The 19,293-nt window shown below is 41.4% G+C and carries 14 protein-coding genes; 2 read left to right on the top strand and 12 right to left on the bottom strand.

Annotated elements, in window-relative coordinates; translation table 11 throughout:
* Positions 1-65: 65 nt before the first annotated feature.
* Genes G5B00_RS15495 through G5B00_RS15515 form a run of 5 tightly spaced genes read right to left on the bottom strand, consistent with a single transcriptional unit; the run spans position 66 to position 8,701 of the window.
* A complete protein-coding gene (locus G5B00_RS15495) occupies positions 66-863 on the bottom strand; it encodes a sialate O-acetylesterase (RefSeq protein ID WP_163877489.1) in 798 nt (265 codons plus the stop codon).
* An 11-nt stretch (positions 864-874) separates the two neighbouring features.
* A complete protein-coding gene (locus G5B00_RS15500) occupies positions 875-2,143 on the bottom strand; it encodes a glycoside hydrolase family 88 protein (RefSeq protein WP_163877492.1) in 1,269 nt (422 codons plus the stop codon).
* Positions 2,144-2,169: 26 nt separating this feature from the next.
* Positions 2,170-3,105 (bottom strand): DUF4886 domain-containing protein, encoded by a 936-nt coding sequence (locus G5B00_RS15505; protein WP_163877495.1) that lies wholly within the window; start codon positions 3,103-3,105, stop codon positions 2,170-2,172.
* Between the two features lie 48 nt (positions 3,106-3,153).
* A complete protein-coding gene (locus G5B00_RS15510; RefSeq protein ID WP_163877499.1) occupies positions 3,154-6,027 on the bottom strand; it encodes a polysaccharide lyase family 8 super-sandwich domain-containing protein in 2,874 nt (957 codons plus the stop codon).
* A gap of 1 nt (position 6,028) precedes the next feature.
* A complete protein-coding gene (locus tag G5B00_RS15515) occupies positions 6,029-8,701 on the bottom strand; it encodes a hypothetical protein (protein ID WP_163877503.1) in 2,673 nt (890 codons plus the stop codon).
* 247 nt (positions 8,702-8,948) lie between these two features.
* Here G5B00_RS15515 and G5B00_RS15520 point away from each other — a divergent pair, with 247 nt between their 5' ends.
* Entirely contained in the window at positions 8,949-10,016 is a 1,068-nt protein-coding gene (locus tag G5B00_RS15520; RefSeq protein WP_163877506.1) for a DUF6695 family protein, read from the top strand.
* 76 nt (positions 10,017-10,092) lie between these two features.
* Here G5B00_RS15520 and G5B00_RS15525 read toward each other — a convergent pair whose 3' ends face one another.
* From G5B00_RS15525 to G5B00_RS15555, 7 genes are all read right to left on the bottom strand, one after another.
* Positions 10,093-10,380, bottom strand: coding sequence for a DUF4342 domain-containing protein (locus tag G5B00_RS15525; protein WP_163877509.1), 288 nt, complete (start codon positions 10,378-10,380; stop codon positions 10,093-10,095).
* A gap of 391 nt (positions 10,381-10,771) precedes the next feature.
* The gene (locus G5B00_RS15530; protein WP_163877512.1) at positions 10,772-11,185 is read right to left on the bottom strand and encodes a DUF6157 family protein; all 414 of its coding nucleotides are present in this window, start codon (positions 11,183-11,185) and stop codon (positions 10,772-10,774) included.
* A 12-nt stretch (positions 11,186-11,197) separates the two neighbouring features.
* Positions 11,198-11,629 carry a DUF1801 domain-containing protein gene (locus G5B00_RS15535; RefSeq protein WP_163877515.1) on the bottom strand — a complete coding sequence of 144 codons (432 nt, stop codon included), beginning with the start codon at positions 11,627-11,629 and terminating at the stop codon, positions 11,198-11,200.
* Positions 11,629-12,561, bottom strand: coding sequence for a DUF1801 domain-containing protein (locus tag G5B00_RS15540; protein ID WP_163877518.1), 933 nt, complete (start codon positions 12,559-12,561; stop codon positions 11,629-11,631). The genes G5B00_RS15535 and G5B00_RS15540 overlap by 1 nt, the downstream gene beginning before the upstream one ends.
* A gap of 309 nt (positions 12,562-12,870) precedes the next feature.
* Positions 12,871-13,443, bottom strand: coding sequence for a Crp/Fnr family transcriptional regulator (locus tag G5B00_RS15545; RefSeq protein ID WP_163877522.1), 573 nt, complete (start codon positions 13,441-13,443; stop codon positions 12,871-12,873).
* Between the two features lie 132 nt (positions 13,444-13,575).
* Positions 13,576-15,261 carry an RluA family pseudouridine synthase gene (locus G5B00_RS15550; protein WP_163877525.1) on the bottom strand — a complete coding sequence of 562 codons (1,686 nt, stop codon included), beginning with the start codon at positions 15,259-15,261 and terminating at the stop codon, positions 13,576-13,578.
* Positions 15,262-15,401: 140 nt separating this feature from the next.
* A complete protein-coding gene (locus G5B00_RS15555) occupies positions 15,402-16,070 on the bottom strand; it encodes a tetratricopeptide repeat protein (RefSeq protein WP_163877528.1) in 669 nt (222 codons plus the stop codon).
* A 426-nt stretch (positions 16,071-16,496) separates the two neighbouring features.
* On the opposite strand from G5B00_RS15555, the gene lon reads away from it, so the two are divergent.
* Positions 16,497-18,950, top strand: a complete 2,454-nt coding sequence (gene lon / locus G5B00_RS15560) for an endopeptidase La (RefSeq protein ID WP_163877531.1) — start codon at positions 16,497-16,499, stop codon at positions 18,948-18,950.
* The last annotated feature ends 343 nt before the right edge of the window (positions 18,951-19,293 follow it).

Here is a 19,293-nt window from a genome sequence, read left to right on the forward strand (position 1 = left end):
TTTTCCAACGACCAAAATATATTTTTATTTTTTTGATGTATAGCAAAAACAGCTACCCACTAAAATCATTTCTTTAATCTCAACATTGCTTTTGCCATATTTTTCCCATTTTCTCGTTGAGCTTCCGAATTAAAATGCAGTCGGTCTCCTATGTGACCTTGCCGACTTGCTTCAGAAAATCCGGCATTGGGTAGTTCCGCCGCCACTTCTTCCAAAGCTTTATTGACAACCTTGTACTGTGAAGATTTCAAGAAATCCCCTAAGCCACCTATGACTATAGGAAGATTATCATTTCCCAAGTCCTTACGAAAAGCTGTTAATAAGTTGAGTAAGCGTTCTTTATACAAAGGAGCATCTTTTGAATTGGAATCAGACTCTCCCTGTTGCCATATGATACCTTTTAGCGTGCCGTATTTGATCGCTACTTTTGCTTTGCGAATAGCCTCTTCATACAGACCTCTAGAATTGCCCGGTTCCCAATAAGAAATTTTTGTACCTCCTACAGCAGCAGGAATGAGTCCTATCTGTATTTTAGGGTTTACCTCCACCATCGCCTTACCAAAAGCCAACCCTGGACCTGTACCTCGATTAGCTTTATCAAAATGTAGGGGCTCTTTTGCCAAAACAAACGTATCAGAAGCATTTAAAGCGAATACACGATTATGTGTTACAGTGTCTTCGGCTTCTATGATACCACGACCAGCCATATTGGATTGGCCAATCAATAAATATAAATCATATCCTGATTTTAGGTGTACGGCCTCTTTCTTTGAGGAGCATCCGTTGACCAAAAAGAACAAAAGCAAAGGCAATAATGCATACACCTTTTTACCTACTTTTTTCGATAAATTGTCCGTTTTCATAAGTTGATAATTTATTTGATATTGTTTTTGTATCGTAGCATAGCTTCTACGTAATAATAGTCTGCATAAGAAAGTGGAACATCCACTTCTCTATCTTTGGTTAGGTTTCCGACACTATGCTTTAGTATGAAACCTCCATTCTCACCAACAGGTGCTGTGTATACTGCCGAGGAAAGAGACTTAAGCATCGTCTCAGCCGCATGCAGGTATTTCTGTTTTTTTTCTTTATCAGAATATCCTGCAAGCTCTATCAACGCTGAAGCCACCAATGCTCCTGCCGAAGCGTCTCTAGGGATCACTTTATATTTGGAAGCATCGTAAGGGAAGGCCGGCTGAAATCCAGGACGGCCTGCATCAAAATCCCAGTAAGGAATTTTATCTTCCGGCAGATTCCCGTGATCGAGAAAAAAATCAGCCATTCCCTGTGCCGTCTCCAGAAAACGCTTATCTCCCGTTTCACGGTACACCATTGTAAAACCGTAGATTCCCCATCCCTGGCCTCTGGCCCAGGTCGAATTATGGGCAAACCCTTGATAGGTCTCACGACTGTTTACTCCACCCGTTTCAGGATTGTATGCCACGACATGATAAGAGCTGTAATCGGGCCGTACATGATTTCTCATAGTAGTCTGCGCATGTTGAACAGCAATATTCTTAAAATGCTCATCCTCTGTCACTTTGGATGCAAAAAACAAAAGCTCAAGATTCATCATATTGTCTATAATGACCGGGAAATCCCAATATTTACTTCCATCCAAAGATTTTATACGGTTCCATGATTGTATACTGCCGACTTTCGGATTATATCTACTCACCAAGGATCTGGCGGCTTGCACGAGGATGTCTTTATATTCTTCTTTTTTTGCAACACGATAGGCATTGCCAAAACTACAGTACATCATAAAACCTAAGTCATGTGTATTCTTATTATCTTTTTGGCCTTCTAAAAAAACCAATTTACGTTCTGCTTCATGGAGCAGTTCTTTATCGTTGGTGCCCTCATAAAGATAGATGAGCGTACCCGGATAAAAACCACTGGTCCAATTTCTTGCCGTACTTGTTACGGAACCCTTTTCTGTTCCTTCATATGTTTTTGGAAAACGGTCTTCCGGTGTGATAGACTGCAAAAAACTATATTGTTTTGCAGATTGACCAAGGCTTTTCTCTATTATCTTCAATAATTCTTTGTCCTTACGGAAGGGAACTTCCTGTGCATAAGCAGCATTTAGCAAAAAGAAAAGCACTGCTATCGAATTGCTAAGTATGGGGTGTTTTTTCATCTTTTGATTTTTATAAAATTACCTTATTAGTGACGGCCAGATACTGTCTGCCACGCTACATGTTGGAGATGTTTCGCAAATTCCTGTGAAATACCTTCTGGAACGAACTTTAAATGAACAGGAGATTCCTTGAACAAAAAACTATACCAGGTGAGTGCACCTAGATAGCACCCTGCTGTATTGGCATGATTAGCATCCAATTTAAACTTTTTATTCTTAGTCCATGCGTATCCCGTATTCAAAGAGTTCTTTTCATTGGGCAATTCAGGATATACAGGATTTACAAAATTATATTTGTCATCGGGCACAAACCTCCAGGTAGGGTCCGAACTTACTGCCCAAAAAGCATCGCCTGTCGGGATGATCCGCAAACCAAACTTATCCGCCATTTTATGATAAGCCTCACGTGATTTTTCCCACATCTCCTGGGAGCTTTTTGCTCTTTTTTCTTCGGATATCCTACTGAAATATTTGGCGTCCGACCTATAGGCCCATGTTTGGTGCATAACAATTTCAGCATTCGGCTGTAATTCCTTAATAAAACGGTACAGCTGATCAATATAAGGATGATAGCTATCGGCGTATGCAGAATAAGTAGAAGCCTGTTGCATGGTTATAATATCCCATTTGCTCTCTCTTAAAAGCATTCTCAACGACTTACCACTGTAGGGTCTTCCTTTGGGATCCTCCGGATCTGCTTCTGCAACTTCCACAGCATCCCAATGTCTCTTTAATGAGGCTCCACTGATTTCTGCTTTTTGTATGACCAATTTGTGCCTGCCCTCTTCGGCCAACTGGGGAAGGTATAGGGTTGCATTTCTGGAAAAACTATTCCCTATGACCAACAAACGTAATTCTTTTTCCTTCTTATTGGCCACTTGTGCTTGTACGATATCTCCTATGCATAGAAAACCGACAATAAAGCACAGAAGCCCAACTAGTTGATTTTTTCTATTTTTCATATTCATTTTCGGGTTCAATAACTTTTCTCTACCTGTTTGAAGTTTAAATCAATTTTCCTTTTTCAAAACAATTTTTTTGGGAAATCCATGTATTAAATTAAAATCTGCCTCAAAAAAAATACCCTTGTTTCCTACAGCAATGTCAGACCTGTTTTCTATTACTTTCCACTTGCCAGACAATCGTAGCTTTACGGTGTTTTCGGTAGACACCCAATAAGATTCTGCATTTGGCTGTGCATGCAAATCGGGGCTCGCCATTGTCACTTCAATACGATCGCCTACATCCTTTATACCTAAAAGACAGGCTCCTGACACACTTTGCACATACCCTATATTCGTGTTCTCCTGTGGCTCGAAGAAAACATAAGAAATTAAATTATCGGGTATATACCTGACGACATGAGCAGTTTCAGTCTGCTCCAATATTTCGTAAATGCTATTGTTATCAAATCGAGCAGCCAGATCTTTCATTTCTTTCACAGTGGTCTGTGGCACAACCGTAAAATGGTATTTGATACCACTGTCTTCCTTACCATGATTGATCCAGGCTTTACTTGCCCAGGCCTTATTTGTTTTCTTGCCATCATTGGAGGTATAATCGGGCGTTACCTGCTCTCCTCTTATGACCTCTATCTCATTATTTCCTTTGGGGATATAATATCCGGTATGTACACTGTTTATCAACCATGTACTTTCGTTATCAACAGATATTGAACCGGCATAGGTTTCTTCAGATATTTTTTTGTTTGATTGGTAAATGGAGGGTCTATCCTCCTTAAAAACATTCTGAAACAAATTTGTAGCCAAATGCCCTACATCTGTTTCTGCACTTATATTACTACCTAGGCACACCAAAATCCGGTCAAATGCAAAGACAGATTTACGGAAGGTAAGCTTTTGGTTTACATACCTGCTTTTTGACCTTTGTGCGAAGTCAAGTCCAAAAACACCATTTTTACCTAATGACAAGGCTCCTGCAAAACTTTTATCTTGAAATTCTGTAGCTGTAGCACCCACAGCTTTTAATCTATCCCACGGCAGATGTACAGTTGTCGTTCCCGGCATCACATTCCAATCCCACCCTTTGCCATACTGGATATATCCTGTTTCGGGGGCTTTTCCATTGTACAAGACTTCTAAGCTGCCATAGCTCTGATAGCGTCCAAATCTGTTTTGCTTATCATATATCTCTGCACCAAACATCCTATCCGTAAAACCACGCATAGCTGCTATCCAGTTGTCTTTCCTCAGAATGCCCAACTGCGCATAATTAAACTGATAAAAACCATCCATATCGGCCTGTTGTACCGAATACTTATTTTCTTTGTAGAGATAATTATAAAATGCCTTCATTTCGTCATCATGAAGATTTAAATCATCTCCTATTTTTATCAATTTTTCAACATGTGTGGATTTGACAGGTACACCAGCGGTGAATGGCTTTCTCCCGGATAGTGCATGTGGCATGAGCGTACCTTTAGAGGTTTCGAGCAACAGGGATCGTACGGCTAGCCGCATATTTTCATACGCGGGTTTACTGATGCGGAAAGATGTTCCTTTAAAAGAATAAGCATGATCTATCCACGCAGAAAAGGCTGACATATAGCTCATGTGGGCAGAATGGTGATGAAAACCTATTCCATCGGGTTTGATGCCGTCATTGCCCCCTTGTGATATGGCAGCAGATTGCTCAAAAAACCTACTTATGTATTTTAAATCCCTTGCGGTTTCTTCTTCTTTCGGATTTAGCAAAGCCAACCGAATGAGTGTCTGTAATTTCAAAAGGACAAAATCTGTATTTATGCCGGGTTTGAAATGATCATTGTATATCCTATTGTACTCGTGAGACCATTTCAACATAGCCAATATCTGTGCCCGCATGTCGGCAGGATATACACCCAATGCTTCCATGAAGCCCAAAGGAAAATTTCTGGCATTGTAGTAAGAATTTGTAGGCAGTACATTTCTTCCTCCCTCAGCAAGACCTTGGTCGATCAAATATTCTGTAAAAAGTAGGAGGGCGTCCTTAGCTTCTTTGTTTTTATCCAACAAAAAAGAGCGTGCTAAAACACCACAATATCCCGATATTTTGACCAATGTATCAGGCTTAGCTATAGCCAATATACCTCTGCCTTTGATAGAATTATCTTGATTTCGCTCAATATTAGCATACTTCACATACGCCATGGCCTCCTGCAACTGCTTCTTATCTACAGGCTGTAATGGTTTCAGATATATTTCCTTTAATTTCTGTATATCTTTTGCTTCGCCGTCGGTGACCTTGCGCAAGCCTTCAGTAGGTTTATTCAACCAACTTCCCAAAGGATCACCTCCGGCCAAACCTATGGGCTTAAAATCCTGTCGATCTATTTCTGTGTGTGGTGCCGGTTGCCTCCTGAGATCTTTATCTCCCGTAAATTTTACCGCATCAAAATAAATGGTCTTTTCTGCGGCCGTTTTTTCGGATTTATAAATGATACGGCATTTATCCAATCGAAAAGGCTCTTGATCGATTCCATTGTTGTAGTCAAATTGCCAGCTTCTGTGGTATGCTCTCCATCCTTTGTAATTCAACAACATACGTCCTTCTCTTTTTAATTGATCCTTGTTGTCAAAAAACTGGAAAATAAGCGTATCTAAGCCGGGTACTTTGCTGTACACAAATATTTCTGCCGCTAAATGTCCTATTGTTGCCTTTTCGGAAATAGATAATGGTGCTACAGTAAGGACATCATTATCTTTTGCCTCCCACTTCAATGACTGTCCTCCGTCTTTGTAGTGATCGGAGCTTAAGGTCAGCTGCGTTTTAGAGGTTGTAGACCATTTGTCTGGAAGCCCTTTGTTAAAATCTTCATATTTATACTGACCGTATGCAGCCATACTACACATCGCGCTAAATAGGAAAACCGTAATGTATTTCATGTTAGAATTTGATTAAACTACTTTGTGGATACAACAGCTCCATCGCCCACAACGAACTAAGAGCTGCATACTTTGCTACGGTCAAAGATTCTCCATGCACAGGTTTCGGAAAAACTTCTGCCAGGTATCGCATCGAGTTGGTGGAGCTTTCTGATCCAAAACTCCATATATATTTCAAGAGAACAGCCCTTACATCCGGATTGTCTTCAATAAACCGCTGATAATACAGCAGAGGCAAAGCTTTCAGTGTAGATCTTGCACCAAGTTCATACATATCATTTTCTTTACCTTTATACAATGGTTTTAAAAATGTCTCTGCTAAATTCTCTCGGATTGTTTTCTTTAGCTCTTCATCCTGTGTATTTAAATATATCCAAAACAAGGCTTCTGCTTGGTAATACCCTACCGCATTAAATTTTTTATTTACATAAAAAATCGAATTCCTTTCTGCTATACTTTCGAATTTAGCTTTGGTCGTATCAGAGGCTAAATGGGATAAAGCTATCTGTGAAGCGATAATATCGGCCAACACCCAGGACGGGCCCGTTCTTCTTTTTGTAGTCCGAGTTTGCCCCAATCCATAAAATCCGGGCTGGGCGTCTCCTTTTTTATACTCCTTAGGATGGCTTGTTTTTAACTGTTGGGAGAGTACTGAATCTATGTAAAAACCTTCTGCCCAATTTCCAAACTTTATGACCGAATTTAAATACTGCTCTTTTTTTACAGGATCTCCTATATATCTCAGAGATTGTGCCATCGATAGACCTATTTGTCCCCCATCTGCAACATTGTACCCTTGGGTATGTTCAGAATACCCCATCGGATAAGCACCATCTGCAGTCTGCCGTTGAGCCAACATATCATAAAACCACGTTGCACTCTTCTTGATATCATCCTTACTGATAGCACGCCATATATCTTTATTTTCATTTAGTCTCTCGGGGTTTTTATCCAGATAATCCAGGTAGGCAAACATCGCACGCACACCATACGCATCCCCAAAATAATGATTGCTGTACCGACCGTCCGGATAGGACTTCTGGGCTTGTACCAAATACCTGAAAGCAATCAGCATTGCACGTTCGACATCGACGACATCACTGATCCGGTCCTCTCCTTTATCGGTCACAAGATTTACTTGCCAGTCAAAATGATGAAAAGAAAAACCCTGAGGTACCACAGGCAATTCTACATTGTACACTTTGGACGAGTGTGCAGGCAGGATGATTTCTGTTTCCTTCTGCAGGGTAGTATTGACATTGATCCTAATTTTAGCCTTTACACTTTCCCGTCCCGGATTATAAACATCAACTTTCAGCAAGGGACGGATAGGCTTACCTTCTTCCTTGACCGTCGTGTTTATATGCACAGTCGTGATTCTGGGTTTAGAGACAATAAGATTGGAGACAGCAAGCAAACAATCGGCAAATCCCTGATCATTGACAACTTCGCTCGGGTTGAAGCCAAATATCGCCACACTGGCGTCCTTATACTTCTTGCCTCCATATTGTACAAATGTTGCCACAACATGCCCTGAGCCGGAATCCTCCATTATTTTAATCGTTCTGGCCAAACGATTATCCTTATTATCATAGACTTTCTTGGTATCTGTACCCATTGCTGTACCTGGATGTTGCGCAATGACCGATGGTATATACCAAGCTTTATCTATATTTTTGTGCAAGGTCGCAGACGAAAAATAGGTTCCCGAATTTTTAACCTGAATATGCTGAACAGGAGTTGCTCTAAAAAACGGATCATATATCCATTGTGGAGATGCAATGCCTATTTCTTTGAATGGCAAAGAAAGTGTTTGCAACAAAGATGTAGGCGTATACACACCTGTACTCTCTGCCAACATGAGGTCGGAAATTGAAAAATCCATGGCCTTCTCTTTCCATACGGTCATGGTGTTGGTACCCATAGCAATCGAATCTATCTGTTCAGGATTTAATAAAGGATAAGGTTTATTTTCATCCGACCATCCCTCCGGAATAAAATCCGCAAAAGAAACCTGGTATTCTTTCCACTCTTTTTCCAAAGGAGCAAAACTGTACCATTTTTTTCCTTGTACATCCGTCACTTCCAAAGCCATCAAATCCATAAAATGGCTCCCCTTTGCTTTAAAGCGGACAACATTCCTCTTGTTTGATGCTTTTCCTTTCAATGGCACACGTAGCATGACATCCCGCATACCTCTTTTTTTTGTGATAAATTGCAGACCTTTTCTCCCATCTAACAATATATTCTTTATCTCAGGCTTGTCCACGGATCCCGGGGCAACTTTTCTTTTTGGCCATATAATATCATAATCGTCACCAAAGGTAACAACCGAAATAGCGTTGATCGTTTTGGGTGTATAATCAAATGCGTGTGGTCCAACGGCGACAAGGTTTCCTCCCGCATTTAAAAAGTTATGGATAGGCACCCGATACGACGAGGGCAAAGCTTCTTGTGTCAATAACAGTATTATTTTTGCATCGTTAATATCGATAATATCGGTTTTTGAAACATCTACATAATGGACTTCAAAAGCTTTGCTAAGATTATTTTGGAGCATACTAGGGGTAGAAGGCGTAGATCCTACAATCAAAATTTTTTCTTTCAATGCCATACCATACCCTGCTATACTTAGACAGGAAAGGAGACACAACAGCTTTATTTTTATCAGCATGCTCATAAAATTTTAGGTTCGAAATATGTAAACAACAACGTAGCGGTTACGTACACAAATCTACATAACTGCATTTAATAATCAAACTAATATCTCGAATTAAATTTGTTTATCTCTACATTATATGAATAGCACTTAATTCTATGTTTTCCCAATTGTTTCCAAAATTGGTCACGTCCTTAGTATATACAAAGCAAGCGTAAACGCATATGGGCTTAGTGGATGATTTTTCTTGTAACACAATCTAATGGAACTATATACTGACATAGCAATACCTATTTCATGGCCGGACATGACAGCTTTGGGAGATGAAAAATGGATGACTGTCCTCAAAAAAATCAAGGTGGTCAAAAACCTTAACTTTAAAATAGGACACGCTGCTATCCTGCTTGTCGAACGTTCCTCCGGCACGGTTTCCTATTTTGATTTCGGCAGATACCTGTCTCCACGAGGTTATGGAAGAGCCCGATCCGCAGATTTTGATCAACGGCTGACTATTCGGACCAAAGCTATATGCGACAGTAAGGGTATTGCAAATCTGAAAGAAATCCTAGAAGAGCTCAGCGCCAAAGAACAGGCCACACATGGCGGAGGGAGACTACTTTTTTCTATAGCCCGTGAAATTTGTTACAAGAAAGGCATGGCGTATGCGAATGAAATCGTCAAAAAAGGTCCCATACTATACGGGGCTTTGGCCAGAAATAACAACAGCTGTTCGCGCTATGTAGCACAGATACTAGCCAAATCCATGCGCCATAAAGATAATCGAATACGAAATATATTGTATCCCGAATGTCTTAAAGCTAGTCCTACCAGCAATGTCGTCAATGCATCGTCCAATAAAAAAATATACTGTTACGATAAAAACAAACTTCAGGAATGGAAACTGAACCGATGGGAGTCGTTGAAATTCCAAATTAGTTTATTGAAGGAAAATTTCTGTACAAAAGATGCTACAAAGTTGAAAGATGATAGTTTACCTGGACTCATGCAAGAGCCTCTCCCTCCTGCTTCGGTCCCCACATCTGCACAGTGGATGGGTGGCATAGGCGAAGGTGCTTGGTTTAATATTCGTCATAGCCATGATCAAGTTCATGAGATATTTAAATTTGACATAACAGGAAAAATCGAATATATCGTACAAACAAAATGTGTACAACATTTCGACATCAAAAGTCCTTATTTATTCACGTATGATTTTGGCCATCATTTTTACAATATCTTGCAAAATGACCATATTTATTTGTTCAAATCGCTCGCTCTATGGACTATCGAAGACACACTAACAGAAAAAATATATCGCAAAATAATATAGAGCACAATAGTATCAGCTATGTGCTAATGGCATCGAGCAGACTTCTGGTAAATGCATAAATTTTGAAATATAAAATTTACTCTCCTTGATCGCTTTCGGAAGGTTGTTCGTTAGCTTCCGTAGAAGGAGTTTTCCTTTCGACTGTGATCTTACATTCCGTAAGCAATGCAGCAACCGCACCTACAGCAGCGATAACCGGGGCAAAAATAGCTCCAATAACTCCGATAGTCACAGGGAAACTGATGATTTCATTTCCGTTTTTATCCGCTATACTGATTTTGGTTACATTGCCTTCAGCAATTAACTCTTTGATCTTTCTAAGGAGGTTTTCACCTGTAACCGTGAATGTTTCTTTAAATGACATGGCCTTTTATTTTTATTTGTTTCTACTTATTTGACAGCTAAAATAAGATAAACCTTATTCGACTATATATTTTTTAGGCGGATGCCTTGTAATCCTCGGCAAAAGCCATGCCTACTTCGGTGATTCCTCATCGGAAAAACCAAAGAGGTTCCCATCGCTGGCGCGAGAGTCCTCTCTCGTGCCTGATAACATAACAGGCACACGACAGGAGTCGTGCGCCCAATGTCATTAAGTTAAGGATATAACCTGTTTTATATTGTCATTCTGAGGCTTGCCGAAGAATCTGTTAGCCGGCTAATTTACAGATCCCTCCTATCGTCGGGATGACAAAAAACGCTTAACTTAATACCATTGGTCGTGCGCCAGCCACGGGAAATCTTATAGGTTTTTGTCAACGTTTTGATTTCATAGCAGACACCTTTTTTATACCATTGTCTTTTATCAATTTTTCATACTCCTCCGATCCACTATCGATCAGTCTTACTCTACCTTCTTTGTCATGATAAATACCCCAACCGTACGTCTTGGCCAAAGGCGACGTCCGCAAACAAGGCTGACCTTTAGCATAGAACTGCAAACGTTCCTGCCCATAATCCTGTTCCAAAATATCGTTACGAATCGCGTAGACCTCAAACAGAATATCATCCGAAGTATACGTCAACGGATTTTGCTGAATAAGATCATACTGATAGTTGGCTACAGTTAATTTTTCCGGCCTGACAGGAGGAACCGTCCCCTGATCCATTTTACAGTCTTCGGCCACGGTAATCAAGGTGTTGTAATAGTTTGTGGTATGCTGTTTCATCTCAAAAGAATATTATGAAATCTGTATTCTTGTATACTTACTACTCAGAAAATCTATGGTGTCTTTCATGAGTGCTATCAATGTTTTCTGGTCAATATCTTTCAGTCTTTTCACGTATATACACCCCTTGCTGACTTTTGATTTTCCAAGCTTTTCCAGCAGATGCTGCTGGGTTTCACTGCCTGTGTGTACATAGAGTGATATAGCCGCTTTTCTCGGCGAAAAACCGATCAAAGGCGCGTCTCCTTCGTGACCGCTGTCATACCTGTAATGGTATTGTCCAAAGCCAACGATAGAAGGTCCAAACATTTTTGCTTTTTCACCGGCCACCTGCTCCATCAATCGAATGAGATCATAGCTATCCTGTCGTTTTTGGTCGTCTTCAACCTGTTCGATGAAGGTGACGACATTTTCATCTGTATACGCAGTCTTATTTTTTACCATTATTTTTTGTATTTATCGTATAATCCCTTTCCTCCAAGAATCAACGGAATGGCCTTATCCAGTCTGCTCTGTTTTGTTTTTTCTTGTTTGGGTTCTTCGATATAGGTTATATACTCCCTTTGCCTCCCAGAGGTCAACTTTTCAAAAGCTTCCTTAAAAGCCTTGTCCTTATTCAGCGCCTCTTTTAATAAGCCTGTCGGGTTTTGCAGAGTGGCTCTTTCCGCTTTTATCTCTTTCCCATCCTTAACCACTTGTATGCTTTCCTTGATATATGCGAGTATCTTCTTTTCATCCATTTCCTTCACATCAGAAAAACGCCATTGACGCATTCCTTTAGTTTTTCCTTCAGAAGCAGTCACAAGGACTTTATCCCTATCTTCCAAAAAGACACCATTGTAAAACCAGATGGAGAAAAAATGCTTAAACCCTCCCCAACTGACCACATTTTTTTCCCGATAAGTGTATACGGAGGTTCCCCATTTGAAGGCTTTCGACAATTCAGTCTTAGCCACGATCTGCTCCATAAGCTCATAACAATCGGTCCAATTCGAACGATAGGCGTCCCATTTTGGGTTATTTTGATCCTTCATGCGCTCCGCATTGAAATGCACAATATCCCGGATAAGCTCTTCGGGCAACGGCTTGTCCAAGGGCAATTGAATGGCTCCTTTCGATGTTTTGAAAGAAGTTAACCGATCAGAAAAAGCTTCAATAGCAGCTGAGCCTGGGTATAAACCCAGATGGTTTTTATTCATGGCAAAATGAATCAGATTACCATTGTACCGATACGTTGGCATCTGATAACTAATAGTTTCCGTGGCCTCCTTGGGTACACACTTATCAAGGATACTTTTCAGTTGCTTGAGCGAACCCTGCGCAACATTATCAAAGCCGGATATATATTCCTCTATCGTCGAATATTTATTGCTCATTTTTATTATCTTAAGCTTCTAATTATTCAATTTTTTCTTACTATCTTTCGTGTTCAGCGTACCTTGTCCCGATTTATCGCATTGGCGTCAAGTTCAGGAGGTAACTGTTCTTTTTGTCATGCTGAGCTTGTCGACTGCGTAGCAGGCATCAAGGTCGTGTTGGTGGCAGCGGGGCTGATGCAACATTGCATCTATTTAACCGTAAATTTTTAGATCCCTCCTATTCCCGAATGCTGTCGGGACAAGCTGTCGGGATGACAAAAAAAACGTTAACTTAATGACACTGACTCTACGGACAGTAAGCGCATTTCACCCCTGCGCAATCTCCTTCCGTATACGGCTTAGCGAACTATCGGTCACCCCCAGGTAAGACGCGATATGTTTCAACGGTGCCTGCTGAATGATCTGTGGTTTGTCTTCGATAAGCCGTAAATAGCGTTTTGTAGCCGGTTCTGTGATCATTTCAGCTGCCCGCATCTTACTTCTATACAATTCAAATGCCATCCATGCCCTACCCCATTCCCGAAAAGCAGGAATTTGATGAAATAGTTCCTGAAAGGTATCAAAGTCTATTTTCCACAGTACACAGTCCGTTAGGCATTGCATATATTCTTGCGTAGGAACACGCTGGAAGATAGAAGCCACTTCGATGACCACCTCCACATTTCCGATAAACCCTGTCGTAATATCATTGCCTTCAAAATCATAGAGATAAGTGCGAACAAGGCCGCTATCCATAATATAATATTCATTGGCAATCTGGCCTTTTTGTAACAAAAAACTTCCTTTCGGCAGCTCGATCCGTGTATGTGCCGCACATATCGATTCCAAATCGGCACTTTGAAACGAGGGGTGTTGATAGGCAAATCTTAAAATATCCATATTGGACTGAAATTTATAACCAAAGTAAGAAAATGTCGGCACTGCTGCAAATATGATGGTTAATCGTTTAAGGTTTGATCGCTTAACTGCTTAATTGTGTACCATTGTCCCCTGGTCCCTGTCACTAATCCACTAAAACGGGTCTGCTATTTCAAATACAATCCCTTTTTTTGTCCGGGGATGGACAAATTTGATAAAGCCCGCATGCAAATGGAGTCTATCAGCCCTTTTGCCATACAAATCATCACCTACGATAGGTGTATTGAGCCCTCTATAGTGTGCCGAATGCACACGGAGCTGATGGGTACGCCCCGTAAGTGGAAAATAATGTATACGTGTACGACCACCTTCTATAGCGATGACCTGAAAACGAGTCCGTGCAGGTTTGCCGTACACTTCACAAACAACCTGTCGAGGCCTATCCTCCAGATCTACCCGAAGAGGCATCTCGATGAGTCCCTCTTTCTGCTGTACTATCCCATCCAATAATGCCGTGTACCGCTTTTCGACCGTATGGCGAATAAATTGGTCTTGGATAAACTGATGGGCATATTTGTTTTTGGCCAACACCATAATACCCGAAGTAGACATATCCAACCGATGGATAATAAGCGGGCCCGTAATCTCGGGGTACTGTGCCAAAACACGTATCTGTACACTATCCTGCACGTGGATCCCCGGTACCGAGAGAAATTCAGCCGGCTTATCTACTACGATAATATCCTCATCCTCAAAAAGAATCTTCAATATCTTGTTGCTTCCTGTACTTTCCTGCATAGGATTGTCATCCACATCCAAGCCCTGCAACATATGCCCCAGTATAGGTTCACATTTGCCACGGCATGAGGGATAGTAATACAGATGTTTACGCACTTCAGAAGAAGGTGAAGCTCCCCACCAAAATTCTGCCATACAGATAGGCTTCAACTCATGCTGATACGCATATTGTAGCAATTTTGGTGCAGCACATTCCCCGGCCCCGGCAGGAGGAAGCATGCCCAGGGTTTCTTCAAAAATAGAAAGCAGGGATCTGACCTCACCACGTGCATTCAAAAATTGATATTGGTCAAAGAGTCGGCTCTGCAATTGCGCCGAACGTTGTTTGCGTATTTCCTTTTTCTGCGTGATCACAGCGAGGACACTGTCCAATGCTTGCTGCCTCTCTTTTACTTCTTGTTGACAAGATTGTTTCTGCACATCATACTCATGTTGGTCCCGATAACTCTGTTTGACAAGATCCTGCTCCAGCAGCTCGTATTCCTCTTTGGAAAGTTTATCTCGATTTGTCTGCCGAATGTGTTTTCTCTCCGCCTTATTGGCTTTGTGTAGCGCACGCAAGGAGGCCATTTTTTCGGTACTACGCACTTTTGCCTTTTCCAGCTCAGCTCTGAGACTTTCGATACGTGGATCACATGTTAGTTGTTCTATCTCGCGGTTCAATTTATTGATGATTTCCTCTTCCTTTAGAAAAAAACCATTTTCATCCAGCATATCAAAGATGGGAGGTACAAGATAACGATGACGATTGCTTCCTGCCAGCTTTCCCGAACATCCTGCCAAATAGCCCAGACGTCCTTGCTTATCCTCGACCACCAATACCCCAAACATCTTGCCTATAGGCATTCCCGATCGGGTATCATTCAACCCAAAATTATGTTCAAAATCCTTTTGTTCACAAAGATATCCCTGCAATTCCTCACTCGCTAGGATACTCAATAGGTGTGGCTCATAGCAAAAGGGGAACGTAAATCTCTTCGGTCTGTCCAGAGAAGAGACATCACGCCTGAAAAGATGGAAAAAGGGCGGAGTACTGTTCATTTTAAACTACGTAGAGACGCAAAATTTTGCGTCTCTATATATTGTACATCTGCGGTTGTGTCTTGGACCAACCGCCACGAATTATGGTCAGTGATCCGACAATAGTCGGACAAGCGTTACCAACCACAGGTATTTTATCTCTATTTCAAATTATCCCTGTAGACCTTTGCTTTCTTGATTTCCGTCTGTATATCCTTACGTGCTGCATCACGGGACAATACTTTTTCGTAATCAGCAATAGCCTTATTGTAAGCATCGGTAGCTACATCTTTGCTGTGTACCGCTTTTCCCGGTGTACCTTTCAAGATGCCCAGGTCACGGTAGGCAATAGCCCTGTTTTGGTATAGCTTCATGTCATTCGCATTGATCAAGATCGCTTTCGAATAATCTGCTATGGACAACTGCAACAGCTGCTCACGTTGTGCATCATTCAATTTCTCCTCGCCCGAAACAGCCAAGAGATTGTTGGCTTTGGCTTTATAATAAAAAGCATTTGAATTCTTGGCATCCAAGGCCACTACTTTATCAAACGAACTAGCTGACTTCTTGAAATCTCCCGACTGAAATTGTGAATATCCCAACAAATAAAGTACATCCGGGTCATTAGCCTCTGCTGGCAGAGCTTTTTGCAAATGTGTCACAGCTCCTTTAAAATCTCCCGACAGCAAAGCCTTCTGCCCCAAGCGGACATTCGGGTTGCGATGTTCTTCCTGCTGCGCCTGAGCCGATAAGGTCGTCATCGCCAAAGCAACAGCTACCAACCCAAGTTTCATGCTTTTCAATCGATTGTATACAAATCTTAAATTCATATCATTATTTTTATTTTATTTATAAGTCATCTAAGTTATGATGGTGAAGGAAGTTATGGAAGCGACATATATCACAAACCTCTATAACCATCATCACCTCCATCACGTTATTTTATAGTGTTCAATTTTTCTATGTTAGAGTAAAGGTGCGGCAATAAGTTTAACACATCAACAAATATTTATGAACATTTCCACATCTCAATTTTATCATTATTTCTAATTCGTTTATTCCTACCTTTGTTCAAAATCATAATATGACAGATTGTTTCCAACAACCATGACGATTTAGCAGTCACGACAGTATGCTAGCATAAATAATACCAATTTTTTATTTTGGCATTTTGCTTGCATTATTAGCTACCACAATTTATCAATAGAATTTACATTAAAAATCTGACATCTTGTCTGATTTGACAACAATATTATATGAGCAACTTTGACACATTCGACTTCAATCAGATGATACCGGTAATTAGCGAAGACACAGAATTCTTTCCTTTATTGAGCCAACAAGATGAAGACGAAATGCAGAACGCAGATATTCCAGAAATACTATCTATTCTGCCCTTGCGCAATACAGTCCTCTTCCCCGGGGTCGTGATTCCTATTACCGTAGGCAGGGACAAGTCCATAAAGCTGGTCAAAGAAGCCTACAAAGGTGACAGAACCATAGGAGTGGTGGCGCAGAAGGATATGAATGTAGAAGATCCGAATTTCAATCAACTCAACAAAATAGGAACAGTCGCCAACATCATCAAGGTACTGCAAATGCCAGACGGCAATACAACGGTCATTATCCAAGGCAAACAACGTTTCAAGCTGAGCGAACTGATACAGGCCGAGCCGTATATCAAAGCGAAAGTCGAACGTTTTCCAGAGGCTAAGCCCAAGACCAGCAGCAGAGAATTCAAAGCCCTTATCTCGTCCATCAAAGAACTAGCCTTACAGATTATCCAGCTCTCCCCTCACCTACCCAGTGAGGCAGGCATTGCCATAAAAAATATCGAAAGCCCAACCTTTTTGGTCAATTTCATTTCGTCCAACCTATCCTTGGAACTGAATCCCAAGCAAGAGCTATTGGAAATGAAGGATTTTGTCAAACGTGCCCAATTGCTGTTGGAACACCTGACGACCGAAATCCAAATGCTGGAACTGAAAAACCAGATCCAAAACAAAGTACGGGTAGACCTCGATAAACAACAGCGGGATTATTTCCTCAACCAACAACTCAAAACCATCCAGGAAGAGCTTGGCGGAAACACACCTGACCTCGAAATGGAGGATCTGAAAAAAAGGGCAAAGTCAAAAAAATGGTCTAAAGAGGTCGGAGAGCATTTCAACAAAGAAATCGAAAAACTTGCGCGTATCAACCCAGCCGCTGCGGACTATTCCGTACAGCTCAATTATCTTGAACTTCTGTTGGATCTGCCTTGGGGAGAATACACGAAAGACAACTTTGACTTGAATAGGGCCATAAAAGTGTTGGACAAAGACCACTATGGCTTGGAGAAGGTCAAACAGCGTATCATCGAATATTTGGCTGTCCTCAAATTAAAAAATGACATGAAAGCCCCAATCCTATGCTTGGTAGGCCCCCCGGGGGTAGGAAAAACCTCACTCGGCAAGTCTATCGCCAAGGCCCTGGGACGCAAATATACCCGTATGGCATTGGGCGGTATACGGGACGAAGCCGAAATACGTGGTCACCGCAAGACCTATATCGGTGCCATGCCCGGACGTATCATCCAATCGCTGAAAAAAGCAGGAACATCCAACCCCGTTTTCGTACTGGACGAAATCGATAAGATCGGTGCTGACTTCAAAGGAGACCCTTCGTCTGCCCTTTTGGAAGTACTCGACCCGGAACAGAACACGAATTTTTATGATCACTACGTAGAAATGGAGTATGATCTTTCCAAAGTCATGTTTATCGCTACAGCCAATTCGTTGAATACAGTTCAGCCTGCCCTGCTGGACCGTATGGAAATCATCGAAGTCAATGGCTATACGATAGAAGAAAAGATAGAGATCGCAAAAAGACACCTGCTGCCAAAGCAGCGTGAGATGCACGGACTGAAGAGCAAAGATATATCTCTGGGCAATAAGGTCATTGAAAAGATAATTGAAGAATATACCCGGGAATCGGGTGTGCGCGGCCTGGAGAAAAAAATAGGTTCTATCGTACGCGGCATCGCCACCAAGATCGTCATGGAGAAACCTTATACATCAAATGTCACCGCAAAAATGGCCGAAGAAATTCTCGGCGCCCCTATTTTTGACAAAGACATGTACGAAAATAATGAGGTGGCCGGTGTAGTTACAGGATTAGCCTGGACATCCGTAGGAGGAGATATCCTGTTTATCGAGTCCAGCCTCAGCCCTGGAAAAGGAAAGTTGAGCCTGACCGGAAATCTGGGCGATGTCATGAAAGAATCTGCCGCTATTGCAATGGCCTACCTACGTTCACATGCTGAAGACTTTGGCATAGATCACGAGGTATTTGACCTTTGGGATGTCAATATACACGTTCCTGCCGGCGCTACCCCCAAAGATGGCCCTTCGGCAGGTATCACCATGTTGACTGCGCTCACATCCTTGTTTACGCAACGTAAGGTCAAGGAAAAATTGGCCATGACCGGCGAAATCACCCTTCGGGGGAAAGTATTGCCCGTCGGCGGGATCAAGGAAAAGATTTTGGCTGCAAAACGTGCCAATATCAAAGAGATCATCCTGTGCAAATCGAATCAAAAGGACATTTTAGAAATCAAAGAGGACTATATCAAAGACATGACATTCCACTACGTGAGCGAAATGTCCGAAGTCATTGATCTAGCTTTGCTGAAAACCAAGGTTAAAAATGCTAAAAAACTGAATAGGTAATTTTTTTTCCGTAAATACACAACGTCCAATTCAAAGCACACGCGGCACGCATACGCTCGTACAAATATACCACACGCGTGCCGCGTGTGTCTTACCTATCGTAAGTTTACCAAAGAGTAAATAACTTATTTTATCCTTAAACCATAATACACGACGGCTTTATCTTGTATAATTAAATGGTTTGTATAATCATTTTTCATAAATAAGCGAACAGATGGCTGTGTTTCATCATTCAGCTTTCTATACCATTCTCTTTCCCTATTTTACAAAATCATTGTATTTTTCTGTTTTAATAACTAATTTTAAAGCCACCGTTAGGCTTTAACCATGTAAACGATATGAA

Origin of the sequence: Parapedobacter sp. SGR-10, assembly GCF_011030405.1 — a bacterium.
GTDB lineage: Bacteria > Bacteroidota > Bacteroidia > Sphingobacteriales > Sphingobacteriaceae > Sphingobacterium.

What these genes read in the sequence shown, in the direction of transcription:
- G5B00_RS15515 (WP_163877503.1), bottom strand. Translation starts at nt 8,701, where the DNA reads ATGCTGATAAAAATAAAGCTGTTGTGTCTCCTTTCCTGTCTAAGTATA.
- G5B00_RS15495 (WP_163877489.1), bottom strand. Translation starts at nt 863, where the DNA reads ATGAAAACGGACAATTTATCGAAAAAAGTAGGTAAAAAGGTGTATGCA.
- G5B00_RS15525 (WP_163877509.1), bottom strand. Translation starts at nt 10,380, where the DNA reads ATGTCATTTAAAGAAACATTCACGGTTACAGGTGAAAACCTCCTTAGA.
- G5B00_RS15505 (WP_163877495.1), bottom strand. Translation starts at nt 3,105, where the DNA reads ATGAAAAATAGAAAAAATCAACTAGTTGGGCTTCTGTGCTTTATTGTC.
- lon (WP_163877531.1), top strand. Translation starts at nt 16,497, where the DNA reads ATGAGCAACTTTGACACATTCGACTTCAATCAGATGATACCGGTAATT.
- G5B00_RS15540 (WP_163877518.1), bottom strand. Translation starts at nt 12,561, where the DNA reads ATGAGCAATAAATATTCGACGATAGAGGAATATATATCCGGCTTTGAT.
- G5B00_RS15510 (WP_163877499.1), bottom strand. Translation starts at nt 6,027, where the DNA reads ATGAAATACATTACGGTTTTCCTATTTAGCGCGATGTGTAGTATGGCT.
- G5B00_RS15535 (WP_163877515.1), bottom strand. Translation starts at nt 11,629, where the DNA reads ATGGTAAAAAATAAGACTGCGTATACAGATGAAAATGTCGTCACCTTC.
- G5B00_RS15555 (WP_163877528.1), bottom strand. Translation starts at nt 16,070, where the DNA reads ATGAATTTAAGATTTGTATACAATCGATTGAAAAGCATGAAACTTGGG.
- G5B00_RS15500 (WP_163877492.1), bottom strand. Translation starts at nt 2,143, where the DNA reads ATGAAAAAACACCCCATACTTAGCAATTCGATAGCAGTGCTTTTCTTT.
- G5B00_RS15550 (WP_163877525.1), bottom strand. Translation starts at nt 15,261, where the DNA reads ATGAACAGTACTCCGCCCTTTTTCCATCTTTTCAGGCGTGATGTCTCT.
- G5B00_RS15545 (WP_163877522.1), bottom strand. Translation starts at nt 13,443, where the DNA reads ATGGATATTTTAAGATTTGCCTATCAACACCCCTCGTTTCAAAGTGCC.
- G5B00_RS15530 (WP_163877512.1), bottom strand. Translation starts at nt 11,185, where the DNA reads ATGAAACAGCATACCACAAACTATTACAACACCTTGATTACCGTGGCC.
- G5B00_RS15520 (WP_163877506.1), top strand. Translation starts at nt 8,949, where the DNA reads ATGGAACTATATACTGACATAGCAATACCTATTTCATGGCCGGACATG.